General features: G+C 31.0%; 15 protein-coding genes. 14 read left to right on the forward strand and 1 reads right to left on the reverse strand.

Features of this window, described 5'->3' with window-relative positions:
* Positions 1 to 90: 90 nt before the first annotated feature.
* The 4 genes from ABD816_RS16290 to ABD816_RS16305 all read left to right on the forward strand — a co-directional run bounded on the left by ABD816_RS16290 (position 91) and on the right by ABD816_RS16305 (position 6,581).
* Positions 91 to 1,431 (forward strand): M28 family peptidase, encoded by a 1,341-nt coding sequence (locus tag ABD816_RS16290; RefSeq protein ID WP_344929195.1) that lies wholly within the window; start codon positions 91 to 93, stop codon positions 1,429 to 1,431.
* A 420-nt stretch (positions 1,432 to 1,851) separates the two neighbouring features.
* Entirely contained in the window at positions 1,852 to 4,083 is a 2,232-nt protein-coding gene (locus tag ABD816_RS16295) for a VCBS domain-containing protein (protein ID WP_344929196.1), read from the forward strand.
* Between the two features lie 114 nt (positions 4,084 to 4,197).
* A complete protein-coding gene (locus ABD816_RS16300; protein WP_344929197.1) occupies positions 4,198 to 5,817 on the forward strand; it encodes a M1 family metallopeptidase in 1,620 nt (539 codons plus the stop codon).
* Between the two features lie 155 nt (positions 5,818 to 5,972).
* Positions 5,973 to 6,581, forward strand: a complete 609-nt coding sequence (locus ABD816_RS16305) for a fasciclin domain-containing protein (protein ID WP_344929199.1) — start codon at positions 5,973 to 5,975, stop codon at positions 6,579 to 6,581.
* Positions 6,582 to 6,672: 91 nt separating this feature from the next.
* Here the strand turns inward: ABD816_RS16305 and ABD816_RS16310 are convergent, their stop codons facing one another.
* Positions 6,673 to 8,307: an ABC-F family ATP-binding cassette domain-containing protein gene (locus tag ABD816_RS16310; RefSeq protein WP_344929202.1), complete on the reverse strand. Its 1,635-nt coding sequence runs from the start codon at positions 8,305 to 8,307 to the stop codon at positions 6,673 to 6,675.
* A gap of 268 nt (positions 8,308 to 8,575) precedes the next feature.
* Between ABD816_RS16310 and ABD816_RS16315 the strand changes: the two genes are divergently transcribed.
* The 10 genes from ABD816_RS16315 to ABD816_RS16360 all read left to right on the forward strand — a co-directional run bounded on the left by ABD816_RS16315 (position 8,576) and on the right by ABD816_RS16360 (position 19,783).
* Positions 8,576 to 9,100: a CIA30 family protein gene (locus tag ABD816_RS16315; RefSeq protein ID WP_344929204.1), complete on the forward strand. Its 525-nt coding sequence runs from the start codon at positions 8,576 to 8,578 to the stop codon at positions 9,098 to 9,100.
* 74 nt (positions 9,101 to 9,174) lie between these two features.
* Positions 9,175 to 9,750 (forward strand): YdeI/OmpD-associated family protein, encoded by a 576-nt coding sequence (locus tag ABD816_RS16320; protein ID WP_344929205.1) that lies wholly within the window; start codon positions 9,175 to 9,177, stop codon positions 9,748 to 9,750.
* A 56-nt stretch (positions 9,751 to 9,806) separates the two neighbouring features.
* Positions 9,807 to 10,268, forward strand: a complete 462-nt coding sequence (locus ABD816_RS16325) for a DUF3291 domain-containing protein (RefSeq protein WP_344929206.1) — start codon at positions 9,807 to 9,809, stop codon at positions 10,266 to 10,268.
* A 286-nt stretch (positions 10,269 to 10,554) separates the two neighbouring features.
* Positions 10,555 to 10,746 (forward strand): hypothetical protein, encoded by a 192-nt coding sequence (locus tag ABD816_RS16330; RefSeq protein ID WP_344929207.1) that lies wholly within the window; start codon positions 10,555 to 10,557, stop codon positions 10,744 to 10,746.
* A gap of 86 nt (positions 10,747 to 10,832) precedes the next feature.
* Complete coding sequence (locus tag ABD816_RS16335; RefSeq protein ID WP_344929208.1) at positions 10,833 to 11,579, forward strand: GLPGLI family protein; 747 nt, start codon at positions 10,833 to 10,835, stop codon at positions 11,577 to 11,579.
* Positions 11,580 to 11,775: 196 nt separating this feature from the next.
* Positions 11,776 to 14,418 (forward strand): carboxypeptidase-like regulatory domain-containing protein, encoded by a 2,643-nt coding sequence (locus ABD816_RS16340; RefSeq protein ID WP_344929209.1) that lies wholly within the window; start codon positions 11,776 to 11,778, stop codon positions 14,416 to 14,418.
* A 322-nt stretch (positions 14,419 to 14,740) separates the two neighbouring features.
* Positions 14,741 to 16,840: a response regulator gene (locus ABD816_RS16345; RefSeq protein WP_344929212.1), complete on the forward strand. Its 2,100-nt coding sequence runs from the start codon at positions 14,741 to 14,743 to the stop codon at positions 16,838 to 16,840.
* On the forward strand, positions 16,837 to 18,480 hold the full coding sequence (locus ABD816_RS16350) for an ATP-binding protein (RefSeq protein ID WP_344929213.1): 1,644 nt from the start codon (positions 16,837 to 16,839) through the stop codon (positions 18,478 to 18,480). The genes ABD816_RS16345 and ABD816_RS16350 overlap by 4 nt, the downstream gene beginning before the upstream one ends.
* On the forward strand, positions 18,473 to 18,904 hold the full coding sequence (locus tag ABD816_RS16355) for a response regulator (RefSeq protein ID WP_344929214.1): 432 nt from the start codon (positions 18,473 to 18,475) through the stop codon (positions 18,902 to 18,904). The genes ABD816_RS16350 and ABD816_RS16355 overlap by 8 nt, the downstream gene beginning before the upstream one ends.
* A gap of 42 nt (positions 18,905 to 18,946) precedes the next feature.
* Positions 18,947 to 19,783: a DUF1853 family protein gene (locus tag ABD816_RS16360; protein WP_344929216.1), complete on the forward strand. Its 837-nt coding sequence runs from the start codon at positions 18,947 to 18,949 to the stop codon at positions 19,781 to 19,783.
* Positions 19,784 to 19,836 lie beyond the last annotated feature (53 nt).

Here is a 19,836-nt window from a genome sequence, read left to right on the forward strand (position 1 = left end):
GTATTAATGCACTTTATCGTCTTATAAATATGTTAAGATGAAACAAGTGTTGATTGCTTTTTTTTACATTAGACGATCAAACTTTTTCTTATGACAAGACTGCTTACCACTGCCCTACTCTTAACATCTATCGTTTTAGGTGCTCAGACAGATTCTAGAATTTATGATATTATCAATGCAGTCTCTGCTGATCATATAGAAAGGGATATTAAAAAATTAGCAGGTTTTGGAACTCGTAATACCTTTAGTGATACTATTTCTGATACCCGTGGAATTGGAGCTGCCAGAAGATGGATAAAATCTGAGTTTGATAGTATTTCGAAAACTTGTGATAACTGTTTACAAACCTTTTATCAGAAAGACTTTGTTACTAAGGAAATGGGGGCTCGTGTACCTAAAGATGCTTGGGTTGTGAATGTAGTTGCTATACAGAAAGGAACGAAGCACCCCAATCGATATATCATAATGAGTGGAGATATTGATTCTCGCGCCAGTGACACTATGGACTTTACCACAGATGCTCCTGGAGCTAACGATAACGCAAGTGGTATGGCTGGTACTCTAGAAGCAGCAAGAGTATTATCAAAATACTCTTTTGATAATAGTATCATATATGTTGGGCTGTCTGGAGAAGAACAAGGACTATTTGGAGGCAAAGGATTAGCAACATATGCTAAAGAAAAAGGTTGGGATATTATTGGAGTACTTAATAATGATATGATTGGTAATATCAAAGGAGTAGACGGTGTTATAGACAACAGATCTTTCAGAATATTCTCAGAACCTACTAACCCTATTGATACAGAAAAACAAATTAATAGAAGACGCTATTATGGCGGAGAGGTTGATGGAGTCTCAAGACAGCTTGCCCGATATGTACATAAAACAGTACAAACTTATATGCCAGAAATGAACCCGATGATGATTTATCGTCTGGATCGTTTTGGTCGTGGGGGTCATCATAAACCTTTTAATGATTTAGGATTTGCAGGAATTCGGATTATGGAAACCCATGAAAACTATACACAACAGCATCAAAATATTAGAGAAGAAAATGGAATTCAATATGGAGACGTAGTTGAACATGTTAATTTTGAATATGCAGCAAAATTAACGGCTGTTAATGCTATTAACTTAGCAAGTCTGGCTTGGTCACCTCCTCCTCCCACTGAAATGAAAATCGGTGGTATCGTAGAACCATCAGCAAAATTTAAATGGAATAAAAGTAATCACCCTGATGTGAAGGGGTATAAAATTTATTGGAGAGATACCACTTCTCCAACATGGGACTATAGTCGTTTTATAGGAGATGTAGACAATTTTGTATTAGAAGGTATTGTCATTGATAATTATTTTTTTGGTATGGCAACTGTAGGCAAAAATGGACATGAAAGCATTATTGCATTTCCGTCTGATATTTTTAAGGAATAAGGTTCAATATATATAATAGAACTATAAAACAATTCAAATTTTCAATCTGATTTTTACTATGTATTAATAGTTCTTTATAAGAATATTAATTCAAGACACTGAATAACAGAATACTAACTTCATTTAAGAATAAAAACTTACCTAAATCTTTCTAAACCTTTCAATATTTTCCTAATTTATTGTTAAAAAAAATAATTTTGTATCTTTAGCCCAGTAAATACGTGAGAAGTTGTGGTTTTGTAAACTTATTAAACACTATAAAAATGTTGTATTATTAAAAACTGAAGCTTTAAATTTAAATAAATCACTTCTTTTTAGTTAGATATTCTATAACTAAAAAAGTGTGGATCACATATGATTGAATTGTCATCTGGTATCCTATTTTAAATTAAGTATTTACATTGAGCTTAAATTATTTTTATGAGAAAAATTATACTAATTACTTTTATTTTCCTTTTAGGAAATAATTTTGCTGATGCGCAAATTAATTTTACAGGTTGCGAAAATGCAATTACACCAGGCAGTACAACGTTATTTCAAACAGGAACTACTAATGATGGTGGAATCATAAGAAACATCTATACCTCATCCCCTGCTGGATGTACCTTCGGAAATTGTGGTTATAGAATAATATGGAATGATGCTACCAGTAACTGGGAGGTGCTATTAAGTAATGATAATGGTGCTACCTATCAGGTTTTCTTGTATACAAATTCTTCTGCATCTTCTCCTAATCCACCAAGTCTATCCTTAGGCAGTTGGGTAAAAACCTTGAGTGCTTGCAATAATACTATAACTGCACTTAGTGGAGATGTTCAAAGTACGTTGCACCTACCAACGGCTTCTTCATTTATAGTAATGAATACCCTATTTCAAGGTTTAACCTATACTTTTAGTACTACAGATTTTGGATATTCTGATGGAGATGGAGATGTTTTAAATAATATAAGAATTACTGATATACCAGCAACGGGGACTCTGTATGTAGACGCTAACGATAATGATACATTTGATACAGGTGAAGAGTTATTAGATGGGACTGTTGTATCTAAAATGAACTTAGACGCAGGTAATCTTCAATATATTACCTCTGTTTCAACAAATTCATCTTTTAATTTTGAGGTAAATGATGGATTTGATTATAGTGACACTGCATATACTGCAACTCTAAATGTTACTCCAATTCCTACCGTTATTCTTTCAATTGCTGATTCAAGTAATCTTGAATCAATACTTTCTAATAATACAATCACTGCTACATTATCTAATGCTTACGGAGAAGATACTACTATTGATCTTAGTTTTGGTGGTACAGCATTGAATATATCTGATTACACATCCAGTGCATCATCAATTATAATTAGTGCAGGATCACTTTCTAATAATAGTAACCTTAAGAACACTCCTGATACCTTAGACGAGGTAGATGAGACAGTTATTATTGATATTATTGGAGTTATAAACGGATTCGAAAACGGTACACAACAACTTACATATACTATTATAGATGATGATACTACTCCAACAACAACTGGGTTAGCGGATCAAAACCTAATAGAAGATTTTACGAACTACACCATCGATCTGAACAATTTGTTTGATGATGCAGAAACAGATGATGATGATTTAATATATACCGTCTCAGGAAACACTAACATAGGAATATCTATTGATGCTAATGGTATTGCAACTATATCAAGCACTCTAAACTTTAATGGTACAGAAACTATCACATTTACAGCAGAAGACGAAGGAGGATTGACCGTAGATACATCGGCAGATTTTATAGTTGCTGCAGATAATGATCCCCCAACTACAAGCGGTTTAGGTGATCAAAATCTCATTGAAGATTTTACCAACTACACCATTGATCTTACCAATTTGTTTGACGATGCAGAAACAGATGATGACGATTTAATATATAGCGTCTCAGGAAATACTAATATAGGAATATCTATTGATGCTAATGGTATTGCAACCATCTCAAGTATTCCCAACTTTAGTGGTACAGAAACTATTACATTTACAGCAGAAGATGAAGGAGGATTGACCATAGGTACCACAGCAAATTTTATAGTTGCTGAGGAAGATGATATACCAATAATTACAGGTGACACAGAAGGATCTGTAACAGAAGATGAAGCCCCCATGTTAATCAGCACAGGAGATTTAGATGCTGTGGGCGGAGATGCTGGAGAAGATGAATTTATACCAGAGACTCTTACAGGTATTTATGGAACTTTAAGTATTACTATAAACGGTGATTGGGAGTATAATGCGGTTAATAGTCAGAACGCCATACAAGAGCTGAACACTGGAGACACTATAATCGACTCATTTACGACAACAAATGCAGATAATGTTACCACAGAAACTGTTGTAATAACTATTCACGGAGTTGATGACCAAGCTCTAAGTGTTGACGATCTTGACACGGAGCTATCTTCAATACATATATTTCCTAATCCTACTTCAGGAATTTTAAATATCAATACTACTGTGAAAAAAGTGATTTTGCATAATTATTTAGGAAAAAAAGTAATGGAAACACATAGAAATACTTTTAATGTAGCATCCTTAGCTTCAGGAATCTATTTTGTTTCTATTGAAACAGAAAAGGGTATCGGAATACAGAAACTGATTAAAAATTAGAAATACGAATACAATACTATTTTCACAGATCCTTCTTTTATAAAAGAAGGATCTGTTTTTTGGTACATATACTCAATTAATTTATTTACTTTTAAAATTAAAAAAAAATCAAAAATGAATAAATTTCTTTTCTTCTTAATGTTTTGTTTGAGTATCTCTTCCTATGCGCAAAAACAACAATTTACGCATCAAGATACACTGAGAGGTTCTATTACTGAAGAAAGAGCGTGGTGGGACCTTACTTATTACCACTTGGATATCGCGGTTCATCCCGATACTAAATCTATTACAGGAAAAAATACAATCCACTATAAAGTTTTAGAAAATCATCAAGTATTACAAATCGACCTACAATCGCCATTAATTATTAATAAGGTAACTCAAAACGATAAAGAGCTAAAAATAAGAACGGATGGAAATGCTCATTTTATCACCTTAATTGAAAAACAGAAGAAAGGTAGCATAAATACCATCGAAGTATTCTACGGTGGAAAACCCAGAGAAGCTGTTCGTGCACCTTGGGATGGAGGTATTTCGTGGAAAAAAGATGAAAACGGAAATCCCTTTATTGCATCTTCATGTCAAGGATTGGGAGCCAGTGTTTGGTGGCCTAATAAAGACCATATGTATGATGAGGTGGATAGCATGTTAGTAAGTGTTAATGTCCCAAAAAAACTAATGAATATTTCTAATGGCAGACTTCAAAAAGTAGAAGAACATGATAATGACACCAAGACATTTCATTGGTTTGTGAGCAATCCTATCAATAATTATGGAGTGAATATTAATATTGGAGATTATGTCCATTTTGGGGAAAAATATCAAGGAGAAAAAGGAATTCTTGATATGGATTATTATGTACTGCGGAATAACTTAGATGCTGCTAAAAAGCAATTTAAAGATGCTCCAAAAATGATGAAAGCTTTTGAACATTGGTTTGGCCCATATCCTTTTTATGAAGATAGTTTTAAATTAGTAGAAGTTCCTTATCTGGGTATGGAACACCAAAGTTCTGTAACGTATGGTAATAAATATATGAATGGATATTTAGGTAATGATCTTTCTGGTACCGGATGGGGATTAAAGTTTGATTTCATCATCATTCACGAATCCGGTCATGAATGGTTTGCTAATAATATAACTTATAAAGATGCTGCAGATATGTGGATTCATGAAAGTTTTACTGCATATTCTGAAAGTTTATTCCTTGATTATTATTATGGCAAAACGGCAGCTTCAGAATACATTATTGGTACACGTAAAGGTATCAAAAATGACAGACCCATTATAGGTACTTATCATGTGAATCACGAAGGATCAGGAGATATGTATTATAAAGGTGCTAATATGCTACATACCTTGCGTCAACTCATAGAAGATGATGAAAAATGGAGAATCATTTTACGAGGATTAAATAAAGATTTTTATCATCAAACTGTAACTACAAAACAGATTGAAGATTATATAAGTAAACATACTAATATTGATCTTACAGCTTTTTTTAATCAATACCTTAGAGATACAAAAATCCCTACCTTAGAGTATGAATTTAATGAGACTGGTTTAAAATACAGGTATGTAGATATTGTTAAAAATTTTGATATGCCGATTCGTTTAAAAGTGGATGGAAAAGATCAATGGATTACACCAAACGCTACCTGGCAAACAACCACATTAAAAGCTAAAGAGATTAATATTGACCCTAATTTTTATATTAAAGTACAATCTCTTTAATAGGTAGCCATACTTATTCATTCAGAAAAGATGCAAGTTTTGCATTAAAAAATCTGCTCAATTTTATTTTGTTTATCATTTTTAACTAAAGTTTAAACAATGTTACATTAAAAACTAAAAATCCTTGCCATATCTTTGAAAAAACTAAAATAATTATGAAAAATACGATTTTTATGATGCTAGCTATCATTGGTTTAACGACTACTGTAGCTTGTGGATCCAATGGAAAAAAAGAAAAGGCAAAAACAGAGGTAGAAACAGAAGAAATATCTCAAGTAGCCCCGGATATTAAAGAAGAGGTTGTAAGCCAAGAAAAAGAATTAGGCACGATTGTAGGTGTAGCTGCAGGAAACGAAAATTTCACGACCTTAGTGGCAGCTGTAAAAGCAGCTGGATTAGTAGAAACTTTAAATGGCACAGGGCCCTTCACTGTATTTGCTCCGGTAAATGCCGCTTTTGAAAAATTGCCTGAAGGTACTGTAGATGGTTTACTAAAGCCTGAAAGTAAAGAACAATTAACTGGTATTCTTACCTATCACGTGGTTTCCGGTAAGTTTGTAGCAGCTGATGTAGTAAAAGCTATAAGTGACAACAATGGTTCATTTGTAATTCCTACAGTTCAGGGAAGTAGTATAACAGCTTCTTTAGATGGAGAAAATGTAATATTAACGGACGCCAAAGGTGGTACTTCTAAAATAATAATGACTGATGTGGCAGCATCAAATGGAGTAATTCACGCTATCGATACCGTTGTGATGCCCTAAAACATAAGTAAAGACTGTTTAGTAATGCTATGAAAAGTTGTTACCTTGATAGGTAGCAGCTTTTTTTTTGTAAACTAAAGCTTGATCAAAATCATATTAGATCAATTTCTTTAAGATTTTCTATTCTGTTTCGTTCGAGAAATGCATCTATGGTTTCAAAATGTTCGATCACTCGTTGATTTTTAAACTCAAAAACCTTTTCTGATAATCCCTGTAAAAAGTCACGATCGTGAGAAACCAGTATCAAGGTTCCGTCAAAAGCTAGTAATGCTTCTTTTAACACACCTTTTGATTTTAAATCTAAATGATTAGTAGGCTCATCTAAAATTAATAGGTTTACGGGTTCCAACAATAATTTAACCATTGCTAATCGGGTCTTCTCTCCACCAGATAATACACTAACTTTTTTGTCAATATCATCTCCTCCAAACATAAACTGACCTAAAATATTTTTAATTTGTGTTCGTACATCTCCGGTTGCTACTTCGTCTACAGTTTGAAAAATCGTCAAGTCAGGATCTAATAGAGAAGCTTGATTTTGTGCAAAATAACCTACTTTAGCATTATGCCCGAGATCGCATTGTCCTTCATACGTAATTTCATTCATAATAGCCTTAATCATCGTAGATTTTCCTTCTCCGTTTCTACCTACAAAAGAAACTTTTTCTCCTCTGGATATAGATAAATTGGCTTCTTTAAATACGATATGATCACCATAACTTTTAGATAAATCTTTTGCAATTACAGGATAATCTCCTGATCTTATTGATGGTGGAAATCTAAGTTTTAGAGATGAATTATCAATCTCGTCAATCTCTATGATCTGTAATTTTTCCAGCATACGCTCACGAGAGGCTACTTGATTAGTTTTAGAAAAAGTTCCTTTAAATCGATCAATAAATGCTTGATTATCTGCAATATATTTTTGCTGTTCCTGATATGCCTTTATTTGATGCGCTCTTCGTTCTTCACGTAATTGGAGATAATGAGAATAGTTTGCTTTATAATCATAAATTCTACCCATAGTTACTTCTATGGTTCTATTGGTAATATTGTCTATAAATGTTTTATCATGAGAAATAACAATAACCGCTTTTGCCTTAGTAAGTAAAAAATCTTCTAACCAAATTACAGATTCTATATCTACATGATTAGTTGGCTCATCCAATAGAATTAAATCTGGTTTTTGCAATAAAATTTTAACAAGTTCAATACGCATTCTCCATCCGCCACTGAACTCACTTGTGGGTCTTGCAAAATCTTCTCTTTTGAAACCTAATCCTTGTAATGCCTTCTCTATTTCTGCATCATAATTAACCTCTTCTATTGCATAAAATTTTTCTCCGAGATCCGTTACCTTTTGTATAATCGCCATATACTCATCAGATTCATAATCTGTTCGGGTTTCCAGCTCCTTATTCAAGCGATCCATTTCATTCTGCATATCCGAAATCTGATTAAAAGCTTTGGATGCTTCCTCAAAGACAGTACAGTCATCATCTGTTAGCAAATGCTGAGGGAGATATGCTATTACAGTCTCTTTAGGAGCCCTAACATTACCTTGATTTGCCTTCTGTACTCCTGCAATAATCTTCATCATTGTAGATTTACCAGCTCCATTCTTACCCATTAATGCAATCTTATCATTTTCATTTATGACAAAAGAAACGTTGCTAAACAAGGTTTCACCACTAAACTCTACTGCAATTCCATCTACAGAAATCATACTTTATATTTTATATGATGCAAAACTAAAAAAAAGCATCATTCTTCAAAGGAATACTTCTTTATATTACAATGCTAATTATTGTGAGATATTAGAAAATATTGCTTTTTCTTTTTGGCAGTATTTGCCAAGCTCCACCTATGATAAATAATAAATTTGCAACTAATTTATTTTAGCAAAAGAACTATATGAAGATGGCTTAGATTACATAGAATTGTTTTACCTTGTGATAGATTCGACACCTTATTATTTTAAAAAATACGATAAGATGCATAGTATTCTAATTTACTTTTTTGTGATGATTAACACCCTTCCACTTATTAATTTTACTAAACAGAGTACACTTTCAGATTGGAATGTGGTTAATGATGGCGTTATGGGAGGTAGGTCTCAGGGTGAATTTTATATTAATCAAGAAGGGCATGCAACATTTACAGGTTTTGTATCACTAGAAAATAGTGGGGGCTTTACCTCTGTTAGACATCGCTTCCAAACGCTAAAAACAAATACGTATGATAAAATAAACATTCGTTTAAAAGGTGATGGCAATAGATATCAGTTTAGAACAAAGACATTTCAATCTGACCGTCACGCATATATCACATATTTTGAGACTACCGGAGAATGGCAAACCATAGAAATCAGCTTGCATGCTATGTATCCTACATTTAGAGGACAAAAAATTAATTTACCTAACTTTGCAGGAGAGCAAATGGAAGAAATTGCTTTTTTAATTGCCAATAAAAAAGCACAAAACTTCAGATTAGAAATTGATAGTATTGAATTACAATAATGTATTGATTAATAAAAGATTGACTTACCTATTTAAAATTACTATCTTTCTACTTCTTCTCTGAACTTGTATCGATGACAGATAAACCAGAATTATATTTCAAAAATGATACTGAATGGCGCTTATGGCTTCATGAAAATCACAAGATTTCTAACGGCGTTTACTTAATTTTCTATAAAGTAAAAAGTGATCAACCTAGTATGCGCTGGGAAGAAGCTGTGCGGGTTGCTCTCTGTTATGGATGGATAGACTCTACAGTAAAAAAAATAGATGAGAAACGCAGAAGACAATACTTTTGTCCGCGTAAATCCAAGAGTGTATGGAGTAAAGTGAATAAAAATCATATTATAGAACTTACAACAACCGGATTAATGCAACCAAGCGGTTTGCAAGCAATAGAAATTGCTAAAAACAATGGTTCTTGGAATGCAATAGATAATGTAGAAAACGGAATAATACCGGTAGATCTTCAAGATGCGTTTGATAAAAACCCTGTCGCTTATAAAAATTATATAAACTTTAGTGCTGGATATCGTAAAAGCTATTTATACTGGCTATATCAAGGTAAAAGACAAGAGACCCGTGATAAACGGATTAAAGAAATTATTACCCTTTGCCAAAACAATATAAAATCCAGAAGTAATCGGTAAATAGTATTTGTGAAACTAATTATTTTCTATATTACTCTTAAATAAAAAAATAAATTATGCAATTAGCACAGATAAACATAGCAGAAATGCTTGCTCCGATAGACGATCCAATTATGAAAGATTTTGTAAACAATCTGGATCGAATTAATCAACTTGCTGAAGAGAGTAATGGATTTATGTGGAGACTTACTGGAGAAGATGATAACGCAACTGCAATTACAGTGTTTGACAACGTTTTTTTAATCATTAATATGTCTGTTTGGGAAAATACAGAAACGCTCTATGACTTCGTCTATAAAACCGCACATAGAGAAATCTTACAAAGAAAAAAAGAATGGTTCCATAAACTTCCACGCATGCATATGGCCTTTTGGTATATAGAAAGTGGGCATCATCCTACTCCGGAAGAAGCAAAAGAACGTCTGTATTATTTGCAAGAACATGGAGAGACTCCATATGCCTTCACTTTTAAAAGTAAATTTACCGCTGAAGATTCTCTACAGTATAAAAAAGTATAAATTAAGTAACGCAGCAACTATAATCTATTGTGTACTTTTTAACGTAGCTCTAGTATTACAAAAGAACATATCAAGAAAATAATTAGTAATACAAAACTCAGCTTTACAATAAACTAAAAAACAACTATTTATCAGTAAATTTGAAATAAACCAAAAATAACATACGGCTAAACAACAAAATCGTTACGGAATACCGTAATATATACAATTATATTTATTATATACACTATTTTATATAATATATTTTTACTGTACTCTTGTTCCCTAATCATAAAATCATTTCAAAATGAAAAAATTTATTGCATTGGGGCTATTTGCCTTTGGAACATTTGCTTTCGCTAACACAGAAAAATCATCCATTAACAATCTTACAACAGCTACTGCTATAAACAATTATGACGACATGTACACCTGTAGGATAGATGTCTACGATAGTCATGATGGTACCGTACATATTGAAATAGAAACGTGTTGGTAATATTTAATTAGCCTAGGTAACTAAACATCATCATCAATCAATCTACTAAAAGCTTTTTTAGTAGATTGATTACATTATTGAAATCAATGAATACTATTTTTAAATTTACTCTATTTTTATTTCCTTTTTTAATTTTTGCACAATCTTATGAGATCACCTATCAACGGTATGCTTCTCGATATGATGGTAATCTTGATGATGTGATAAAAAGGTTAACAAACCCAAAAAGTGATATCCATAAAGAACAAAAAAATGAACTAACGCTAGTATATACCGATGGCATTTCTATTTGCGGATCAAATTTAGTAGGGTATATTAATAAAAATGCCTCTAAAGAAGAATATACGCCCCAAGTATCACAAACTATCCATTATAAAAACCAAAAAGATAATACGTTAATAAAAAGCCTTCCTAATTGGATTCCTGCAATCTATGGACAGGATATTAGAGTAAAGTCTAAATTATTATCATTTGATTGGCAGATCACTAATACAACTTCTTCTATCTCTGGTTATAATTGCCACCTGGCGACTACTACACTTGATAACGGTGATAAAATTATAGCTTGGTATACAGATCAAATCGGGATCAATGATGGCCCCTATAATTACTGGGGATTACCTGGGCTTATTTTGCAATTACAAATAAGTAATCGAGTACTTCTAATAGGTACAAGCGTTAAGAAATTAGATAAGATAATAGAAATTCCCATACCTGACAAAGGCGATATAATGACACCAGAGGAGTTTAAGGTTTTACAAGAAGAGGTATTAAAACCTAGAACTATAACAAGACCTGATGGTTCTACAGTAACAATTCGCCGTTCGGAATAATTCTACAATAGATTACTAAGCCATGTTTACATCTATTTGTTAATCAATCAAATGATGAGATTTTAGAAATTCTTAAAAATTAGATGATTTCATAACGTTTATATACTTTTTTACACACAGTAATTTTTACTTAACTATTTAATAGTTATAATATTCTAAACATCTTATACTTTCTTTGCTTTTACGAATAATGTGTATGCTTAAAATTTTTAATCTTTTTATTCTGCTATTCATAGCTTCTTACAGCCATGCTCAATATGAGATTAAAGGTAAAATTCTATCATCAGAAACAAATCCTGTTTCCTTTGCGACTCTACAATTACTAAATAGCACCAATAAAATCATAGCATATGCCATCACTAATCAAAAAGGAGAATATAGTATTCAATTCACCCATCCAGGTTCGTTTATAATAAAAGTTACTCATATCAGCTTTGTACCCTTGCAGGAACCGATTACTATAGACAAAGAAGATTATGTTATAACAAAATCATTTACAGTATTAGAAAATGCACAAAGTCTGGATGAGGTTGTTTTGGCAATAGAACCTAAAGTGATGAAAATACAAAATGATACTATCACCTATAATTTAAAAAAACTAACAGACGGAAGAGAAAATAACCTTGCAGAAATTATTAAAAAGCTACCAGGTGTTAGAATAACAGGTAGTGGGCAAATTACTGTAAATGGTAAAGTTATTAAAAAACTACTGATCGATGGAGAGGAACTGTTTAAAAAACAACATCGATCTACAGCAGAGAGTATTACTTCTGAAATGATTGAGGGTATACGATATCTCGATAAATTTAAAGATTTTGGGAATATCAAAGGGTTTGACAATAAACAGATGCGCGCATTGGACATTAGTATAAAAGATGAGTTCAAAAATCGCATCACCGGAGATATCAAAATGCAAGGAGGACATAAAGATAAGGCATTAGCGCATGCTAATGTATATCAATTAGGAGGACAACTAAAAATTGGAATGATTGCTGACTGGAACAATTTAGGAAAACAATCCATAACCTCATATGAGTATCAGGAATTAACTAGTACTATCGAAGCAGAAGATTTCAGTAGTATGAATGAAAATGAACTGCCAGATGAAGATGCCCCCAGATTTTTTGATCCTACTACAGATATATCCTCTAGAGAAAATCTATTTGCCGCCATTAGTTTTATCTATAAACCTTCTGATACATTTAAATTTTCATTATTAAACTTAGCTAGTAATACTAATCAAAAACAACAATTCTTCATAAAACGAACCTTTTTTGAAAATGAAGACCTGTTTTTAGACGAAAATCGTAACATTCAAAGTAATTTTTTTATTAATACTACCATCGCTAATTTAGGATATCAACCGGATGATCAAATTTTTATCAACTATAAAATCAATTATAGCCCCAGGAAAACTAACGAGGATATTAAGATCGCACTAATAAATCAGGACAAGAATACCAATTATTTACAAAACACTAGTAATCAAGGCTACCTATTAGATCAACAACTTTCTATAGTAAGCAGGATTGGCTATAAGACTTTATTCAAGTGGTCTGCATTGGCCACAATACAAAAAAACAACGATAACTTAGATATATTCTCTAATGAGCCTTTTTTAGGATTAGATTTTGATAATGATACTGCTCTTTTCCAATTTAAAAATAGAAATACTCAGCGTTTTGGTTATGAACTGCAAACCGATACAAAATTTAAAAATTCAAAATTACGATGCTATCAAGGGATATTTTTTAATAAAGATAATTTTACCAGTATCGTAGGCCAGCGCAATTCATTCTCTACTAGTGTTTATACGGACCGTACTAATAGTTATATTGGAGCTTTATATAAAGGAAAAATTACCCAAAAGCTAGAATATACAGTAGATATCGCATATAAATATTTATTTTTTAAACGGTTTGAACTAGATATGGATACGTATTTTATAGCTCCAAAATTTTATATCGATTATGACCTAAGTACTTCTAAAAGATTTGATTTTGAATATTCTTATGATATTGATATACCTGACAGTCCTGTATTCAATAACGCCTCTGTTATTCAAGATTATTTTACATTACAAGCACCTAGTGATATTAAACAAAATGCTATTTTCGCTTCGCATTCGTTTAGAGTATCTTTTTCTAAATTTAATTCGACAACAGGTTCTAATTTTATTGCTTTTGGTAATTATAACTATGCTCCAGAATTTTTATCTCTAAACTCTTCGGTAGACACCAACAATACCCTCAATACATCCAATATCATCGCTACCAATAAACATCAAATCATAATAGGAGCAAATATCAATCGGCGTATCAAAAAACTCAAATCAAACATATTTATAAATACAACTGGTTTTTTTAGCGAAAGTAAAAACCAAATAAGTTTACAAGAAAATCTGGAAAAGACACTACAATTTCAACAAAAAGCAGGAATGTATTCCGGATATAGAAAAGGAATCAATTATAGTATAGGAATTGATTATGAAATTACTCAATACAATGCTACCTTAAATACTATTAAAACCAACTCAACAATTATAAAACCTTACCTCTACTTAACCGGAAGTCTTTTTGCAAAAAAATTACTTTGGAGTTTTGGAGCAGAATATGCTACTTTTACTACGGATGTTACTAACACTAATTTTTTTGATCTCAAACCAAGCATCACCTATCTTTTATCCAAAACCTGGAAAGTAATATTAGAAGGAAGCAATATACTAAATATGAATAGCGCAGAAATTACTGACAATGTAAATACATCCAACTATACTGAAAGAAGGATCAGTAACACATTAGAAGGATATGCAATCATAGGTATATATTATAGAATGTAGAATACCTATTTATACTTATATAGAAACTATATTATCAAACTGAGCAGTTGATTATTCCACTTTAAAAAAGAAATTAACCCATCCCATTACTTCATAAATAAGCATTTGAGTCCGTATTTTTATAGTTAAAATTGATAACCATTTAAATTAATAAATGATTTAAATGACCCTAAACTTTTCAATTTAAATGACCAACATTTCTATTAAACTATGACTAACAAATTATAAAAAACTAATATCTCCCTAAAATTTGGTAAACAGATAGTTTCCATACTAATAATATTACATTATCTTTAATTCTTCTGTTAAAGCCTGCAACCATATGCAAATAAAAATACCTGCTCTTTTTCTTTTATTATTACTTGTACTCGGAGCATTCTCTTGTTCTAAATCCACTGATTTAACAAAGGAAGAAAAAGAATGGTTACAACAGAATGATAGCATTACAGTTGCTGTATTTCCATATTATATCCCTTATCAATTTATAAATAACAGCAAAAATATTGATGGAATATTTATAGAATATTTAGACCTCATAGAAGAAAAAACAAACTATACGTTCCAAAAGAAATATTATACAGACTGGACGCAGCTACTAGAAGATGTTAAAAGAAACGAAGTAGATATTATACTGGAGATTCAGGAAAGTGATAATAAGAAAAGTTTTTTGACATTCTATCCTCCATTATTTGAATCAGATCAGGTAATTGTAACAAAAAAAGAAGCCTCTTTTGGAATTACAATAAATTCATTGCATCACAAGAGATTAGTATTACCAAAAAATTATGCAATTACTGAAAATTTAGAAAATCAATATCCTGCATTAAATATTACTACCGAAGATGATGATATTACATGTCTAAAAAAAGTAGCAGACGGTACTTATGATGCTTATATCGGACCTAGAGCGGTCGTTAATTTTATGATAAGAAACCAAAGACTTGACAACTTAGTTGTGAAAGGAAAAACCCACTATACCTATAAGCCAGGATTAGCTGTAAGAAAAAACAATCCTATACTTAACAATATTATTGACAAAACTTTTCATAAAATCACCAAAGAGGAAAAAGAAACTATTCTTAACAATTGGTATTATAATACAATTACCCCGTATTATCGCACACCAAAGTTCTGGATTACATTCTCTGTTCTTTTATTATTTATAGTATTATTAATCGCATCGCTAAACTATTATTTAAAGTATAAAATAAAACAGCGGACAGAAGATTTATTGATTGCAAAAGAAATTGCTGATGAAAGTAATAGGTTAAAAACAAATTTCATTAACAATATTCCTTATGAGATTAGAACTCCTATGAACAGTGTTATTGGACTTTCTAAATTATTGGATCATAAAGAGCTTTCTATAAAAGAAAGAAAAAGAATAGCTGACCTGATTATCGGAAATAGTAAACTTTTAATTTCTATTATAGATAACATTCTTGAAATTTCACTATTACAAACAAAAAGAATAACACTTAAACCATCAGAGTTTTGGCTTAATACTTTTTTACAAGATCTTCATAGTATCTACAAAATAAAAGCTGAAGAAAAACACATCAGTTTTACTATTAAAAATCATGTGTCAGAATATCAAAATCTCCTTTTTATTGATAAGTATAAGCTCCTTAAGATTCTCACAAATCTGATTGATAACGCAATTCAATTTACTAATCAAGGTCATGTGACCGTTAGCTGTGCATTACAAAATAAAAAATTAATCTTTCTTATAAAAGATACTGGTATTGGTATGAATCAAGTATCTCAGAATACAATTCGAAAAAGTCTGACAAAAATAAAAAATAATTCAAATAAACATCTTAAAGGATTTGGTTTTGGGCTTACCATCGCTAAGAGAAACATAGATTACCTAGAGGGTTTCATAACATTTACCAGTAAAAAAAATGAAGGAACTACATTTTCTGTAGAGATTCCATATCATCAAACGATAAATTCTAAGAGGGATGCAAATGATAATGACCAAAAAAGGTGTGTCGCTGATACAATAGAAAAACAAGTAATACTAATAGTAGAAGACAATAATGTTAACTATTTTTTCCTAAAAACTCTTTTAACTAAAATGGAGGGTTTTGATTTCATAATTTATAGAGCAGCAAATGGTAAAGAGGCCATTTCTATTTGCCGTAATCATAATACTATTGATCTTGTACTTATGGATATTAAGATGCCAATAATGGATGGATATGAGGCTACCAAACACATTAAAAAACTAAGACCAAGCCTCCCGATTATTGCTCAAACAGCGTTTTCTGCTGAAGAAGATATACAAAAGGCTTTCTCAGCTGGATGTGATGATTTTATTTCTAAACCAATAGATCAAAAACGATTAAAACTTTTAATGCGAAAATATTTTTTAAAGTTCAAAAGAAAGGAAAGAATCAAAAATACGATGAATAGATGATCCATAAAACACTACTTTATTTGATCTTACTTTCTCTAACCTTAAGCGTTTCAAGTTGTGGAGAGGAAGCTAGGGTTTTAAATAGTTCTGAAAAAAAATGGTTAAAAGACAAAGATCATATTACTGTAGCCGTATTTCCTTATTACCCACCTTATCAATTTATAAATGAAAGTGATAATATTGATGGAATCCTTATTGAATACCTTCACCTCATAGAAAAGAAAGTCAACTATACATTTGAAAAAAAATATTACAGTGATTGGAATGCACTATTGAAAGATTCAAAGGGGAAAAAGGTAGATATCGTTTTAGAAATGCAGGAAACCAATTATAAAAGAAAGTACATGAATTTTTATGCTAACTTTTTTGAATCTTCATTCGTATTAGTGGTAAAAAAGGAAAATAATACTAATACAAAATTAAATGATTTTACTAAAAACAAAACGATTGCGGTTCCAAAAGGATATGCTATTGACGATTATCTGAGAGAAAATTACCCCAATATAAATATTAAAAATTATCCTGACGATATCACTTGCTTAGTAAATCTTCAATCTGGTGAAGTTGATGGTTTTATAGGACCCAAAGCTGTAGTAAATTATATAATTACTATGAACAATTTTAATGATATAAAAATTGTATCAAAGACACATTACAATTACGAACCAAGTATTGCTGTAGATAAGGACAATAAAATTCTGAATAGTATTATTCATAAATCTGTTAATTCAATATCTGAAGAAGAAGAATCAAATATTTTTGATAATTGGAATTTTAATGTTGTGAAGCCTTTTTACAAAAAATCTAAGTTCTGGAAATTTTTATCATTAGCAATCCTATGCATTCTACTAAGCGTAAGTGCTATTCATTTTTTTCTAAAGTATAAAATCAATCAAAAAACAATCGAATTACAAATTGCAAAAGAAAAAGCTGAAAAAAGTAGTCGTATGAAAACCAATTTTATACAAAATATATCGCACGAGATAAGAACTCCCATGAATGGGATTATTGGTTTTTCTGATTTATTGAAGACTGATGACATCACGGTAGAAGAACAGAAAGAATTCACCCAAATTATTGTAAATAGTAGTAATGAGCTTATAACTTCTGTACAAAATATTCTGGAAATATCAGGATTAGAATCTAAACACATTAAAGTTCGTATTGAGAAAACTAACTTAAATAATCTATTAAAGGAATTAATACTTTTTTACACCTCAAAAGCACAGAAAAAAAAGCTAACTATTCATCACGAAAATGATATTAATTCTCAACAAAGCCTCATTTTAGTTGATAAAGTAAAAATTAAAAGCATTCTTAATAATCTTATTGATAATGCGATTAAATTCACAAATTATGGTAATATTATAATTTATTCGTACATTGAAGATGAAAAAATTATTATTTCCATAAAAGATACTGGAATTGGAATAAAGAAAGATGATCAACACATTATTTTTGAAAGCTTTTCTCAATCAGAAAAAGAAATATCTAAAAATTTTGGAGGGCTAGGGCTAGGGCTCTCAATATCAAAAATGAATTCCGAATTAATTAATGGTAAAATTTCATTTTTTAGTAAAGAAAACAAAGGATCACAATTTACTTTAACCATTCCTTATACACCAATAGAAGATGCATAAAACTACTCAACATACTGTAAGAAAAGACGTTTTGACACTTAACAAATATGGTGTCCTTATAACGGAGGATGGAGAGGTCAATTTTTTACTTCTTAAAATCGTTCTTACTAAAATGAAAGATTTTAATTTTGAGATCTATCGTGCAAAAAACGGTAAAGAAGCGGTAGATATCTGTCAAAAAAATAAAGATATTGATTTGATCCTTATGGATATTAAAATGCCTGTAATGGATGGTTATGATGCTACAAGGCGTATTAAACAGATAGCTCCCTACATGCCTATAGTTGCTCAGACTGCTTATTCTACACAAGAAGATATTGAAAAAGCGTTAGCTGCAGGATGTGATGATTTTATAGCAAAACCAGTAGATCGAACAATATTAAAGCCAATTCTAAAAAAGTATCTTTGTTCTGTTTCTAAATAACTTTATCGCTGTCTTGTTCATAAAAATTTCTCATCTTTATTAATGAATACTTCCAATTTAAGAAAACAATATATAGGCTTTCTTAAAACACATTCCTTATGGATTGATAAAGCTCCATTTTCTAATTTTTTATTTGATTTTGAAATTGATGCTAACGCAAAACCAATCCCTAAAATTATTCAAATTAATATACCTGATAATGAAGTATTAGGAAAACGAATAGAACACTTTTTTGAATACTATATTAACTCTGTACATCACTATAAAATTCTATTAAAAAACAAACAAATATTTAAAGATAAAATTACAATAGGTGAAATTGATTTTATCATAGAGGATCATACACAACAACTTCTCATACACGTGGAACTAGTTTACAAATTTTACCTCTATGATCCAGATGCTTCTGCCATAGAACTTCAAAAATGGGTGGGTCCAAATAGAAAAGACCGTTTCATTGATAAGATAGAAAAACTAAACAAAAAACAATTACCACTACTCCATCGCCCAGAAACTGAGGCTGTCTTACAGAAAATAAAAATTGATACTAAAAATATATTACAACAGATATGCTTTTTAGGTAATTTGTTTGTTCCACAAAGTTACAAAGGAAAGATGCTTCCTTTTATCAATAATAAGTGTATTGTAGGTTTCTGGATCCACTGGCAAGAATTTATTCCAGAAGATTATGAAAATGCACTCTTTTTTATTCCAAACAAACAAGACTGGATGGTAGATCCAGAAAGTAATGATATCTGGTACTCATTCTTCATCATTACAGAAAAAATTAAAAATAACATGTTACAAAAAAAAGCAACACTGCTTTGGATGAAAAGCAGTGAGACTCTTTTTTCTAAATTTTTTATTGTTTGGTGGTAATACTATATTCTGAATAGTATAAAGCTACCTATTTCCTTCTACATAAGTGAGAT

The sequence above is a fragment of the Aquimarina addita genome (assembly GCF_039539305.1).
GTDB classification, from domain to species: Bacteria; Bacteroidota; Bacteroidia; order Flavobacteriales; family Flavobacteriaceae; genus Aquimarina; species Aquimarina addita.

Coding starts and splice junctions, on each gene's coding strand:
- ABD816_RS16290 (WP_344929195.1), top strand. CDS start 91: ATGACAAGACTGCTTACCACTGCCCTACTCTTAACATCTATCGTTTTA.
- ABD816_RS16295 (WP_344929196.1), top strand. CDS start 1,852: ATGAGAAAAATTATACTAATTACTTTTATTTTCCTTTTAGGAAATAAT.
- ABD816_RS16300 (WP_344929197.1), top strand. CDS start 4,198: ATGAATAAATTTCTTTTCTTCTTAATGTTTTGTTTGAGTATCTCTTCC.
- ABD816_RS16305 (WP_344929199.1), top strand. CDS start 5,973: ATGAAAAATACGATTTTTATGATGCTAGCTATCATTGGTTTAACGACT.
- ABD816_RS16310 (WP_344929202.1), bottom strand. CDS start 8,307: ATGATTTCTGTAGATGGAATTGCAGTAGAGTTTAGTGGTGAAACCTTG.
- ABD816_RS16315 (WP_344929204.1), top strand. CDS start 8,576: ATGCATAGTATTCTAATTTACTTTTTTGTGATGATTAACACCCTTCCA.
- ABD816_RS16320 (WP_344929205.1), top strand. CDS start 9,175: ATGACAGATAAACCAGAATTATATTTCAAAAATGATACTGAATGGCGC.
- ABD816_RS16325 (WP_344929206.1), top strand. CDS start 9,807: ATGCAATTAGCACAGATAAACATAGCAGAAATGCTTGCTCCGATAGAC.
- ABD816_RS16330 (WP_344929207.1), top strand. CDS start 10,555: ATGAAAAAATTTATTGCATTGGGGCTATTTGCCTTTGGAACATTTGCT.
- ABD816_RS16335 (WP_344929208.1), top strand. CDS start 10,833: ATGAATACTATTTTTAAATTTACTCTATTTTTATTTCCTTTTTTAATT.
- ABD816_RS16340 (WP_344929209.1), top strand. CDS start 11,776: ATGCTTAAAATTTTTAATCTTTTTATTCTGCTATTCATAGCTTCTTAC.
- ABD816_RS16345 (WP_344929212.1), top strand. CDS start 14,741: ATGCAAATAAAAATACCTGCTCTTTTTCTTTTATTATTACTTGTACTC.
- ABD816_RS16350 (WP_344929213.1), top strand. CDS start 16,837: ATGATCCATAAAACACTACTTTATTTGATCTTACTTTCTCTAACCTTA.
- ABD816_RS16355 (WP_344929214.1), top strand. CDS start 18,473: ATGCATAAAACTACTCAACATACTGTAAGAAAAGACGTTTTGACACTT.
- ABD816_RS16360 (WP_344929216.1), top strand. CDS start 18,947: ATGAATACTTCCAATTTAAGAAAACAATATATAGGCTTTCTTAAAACA.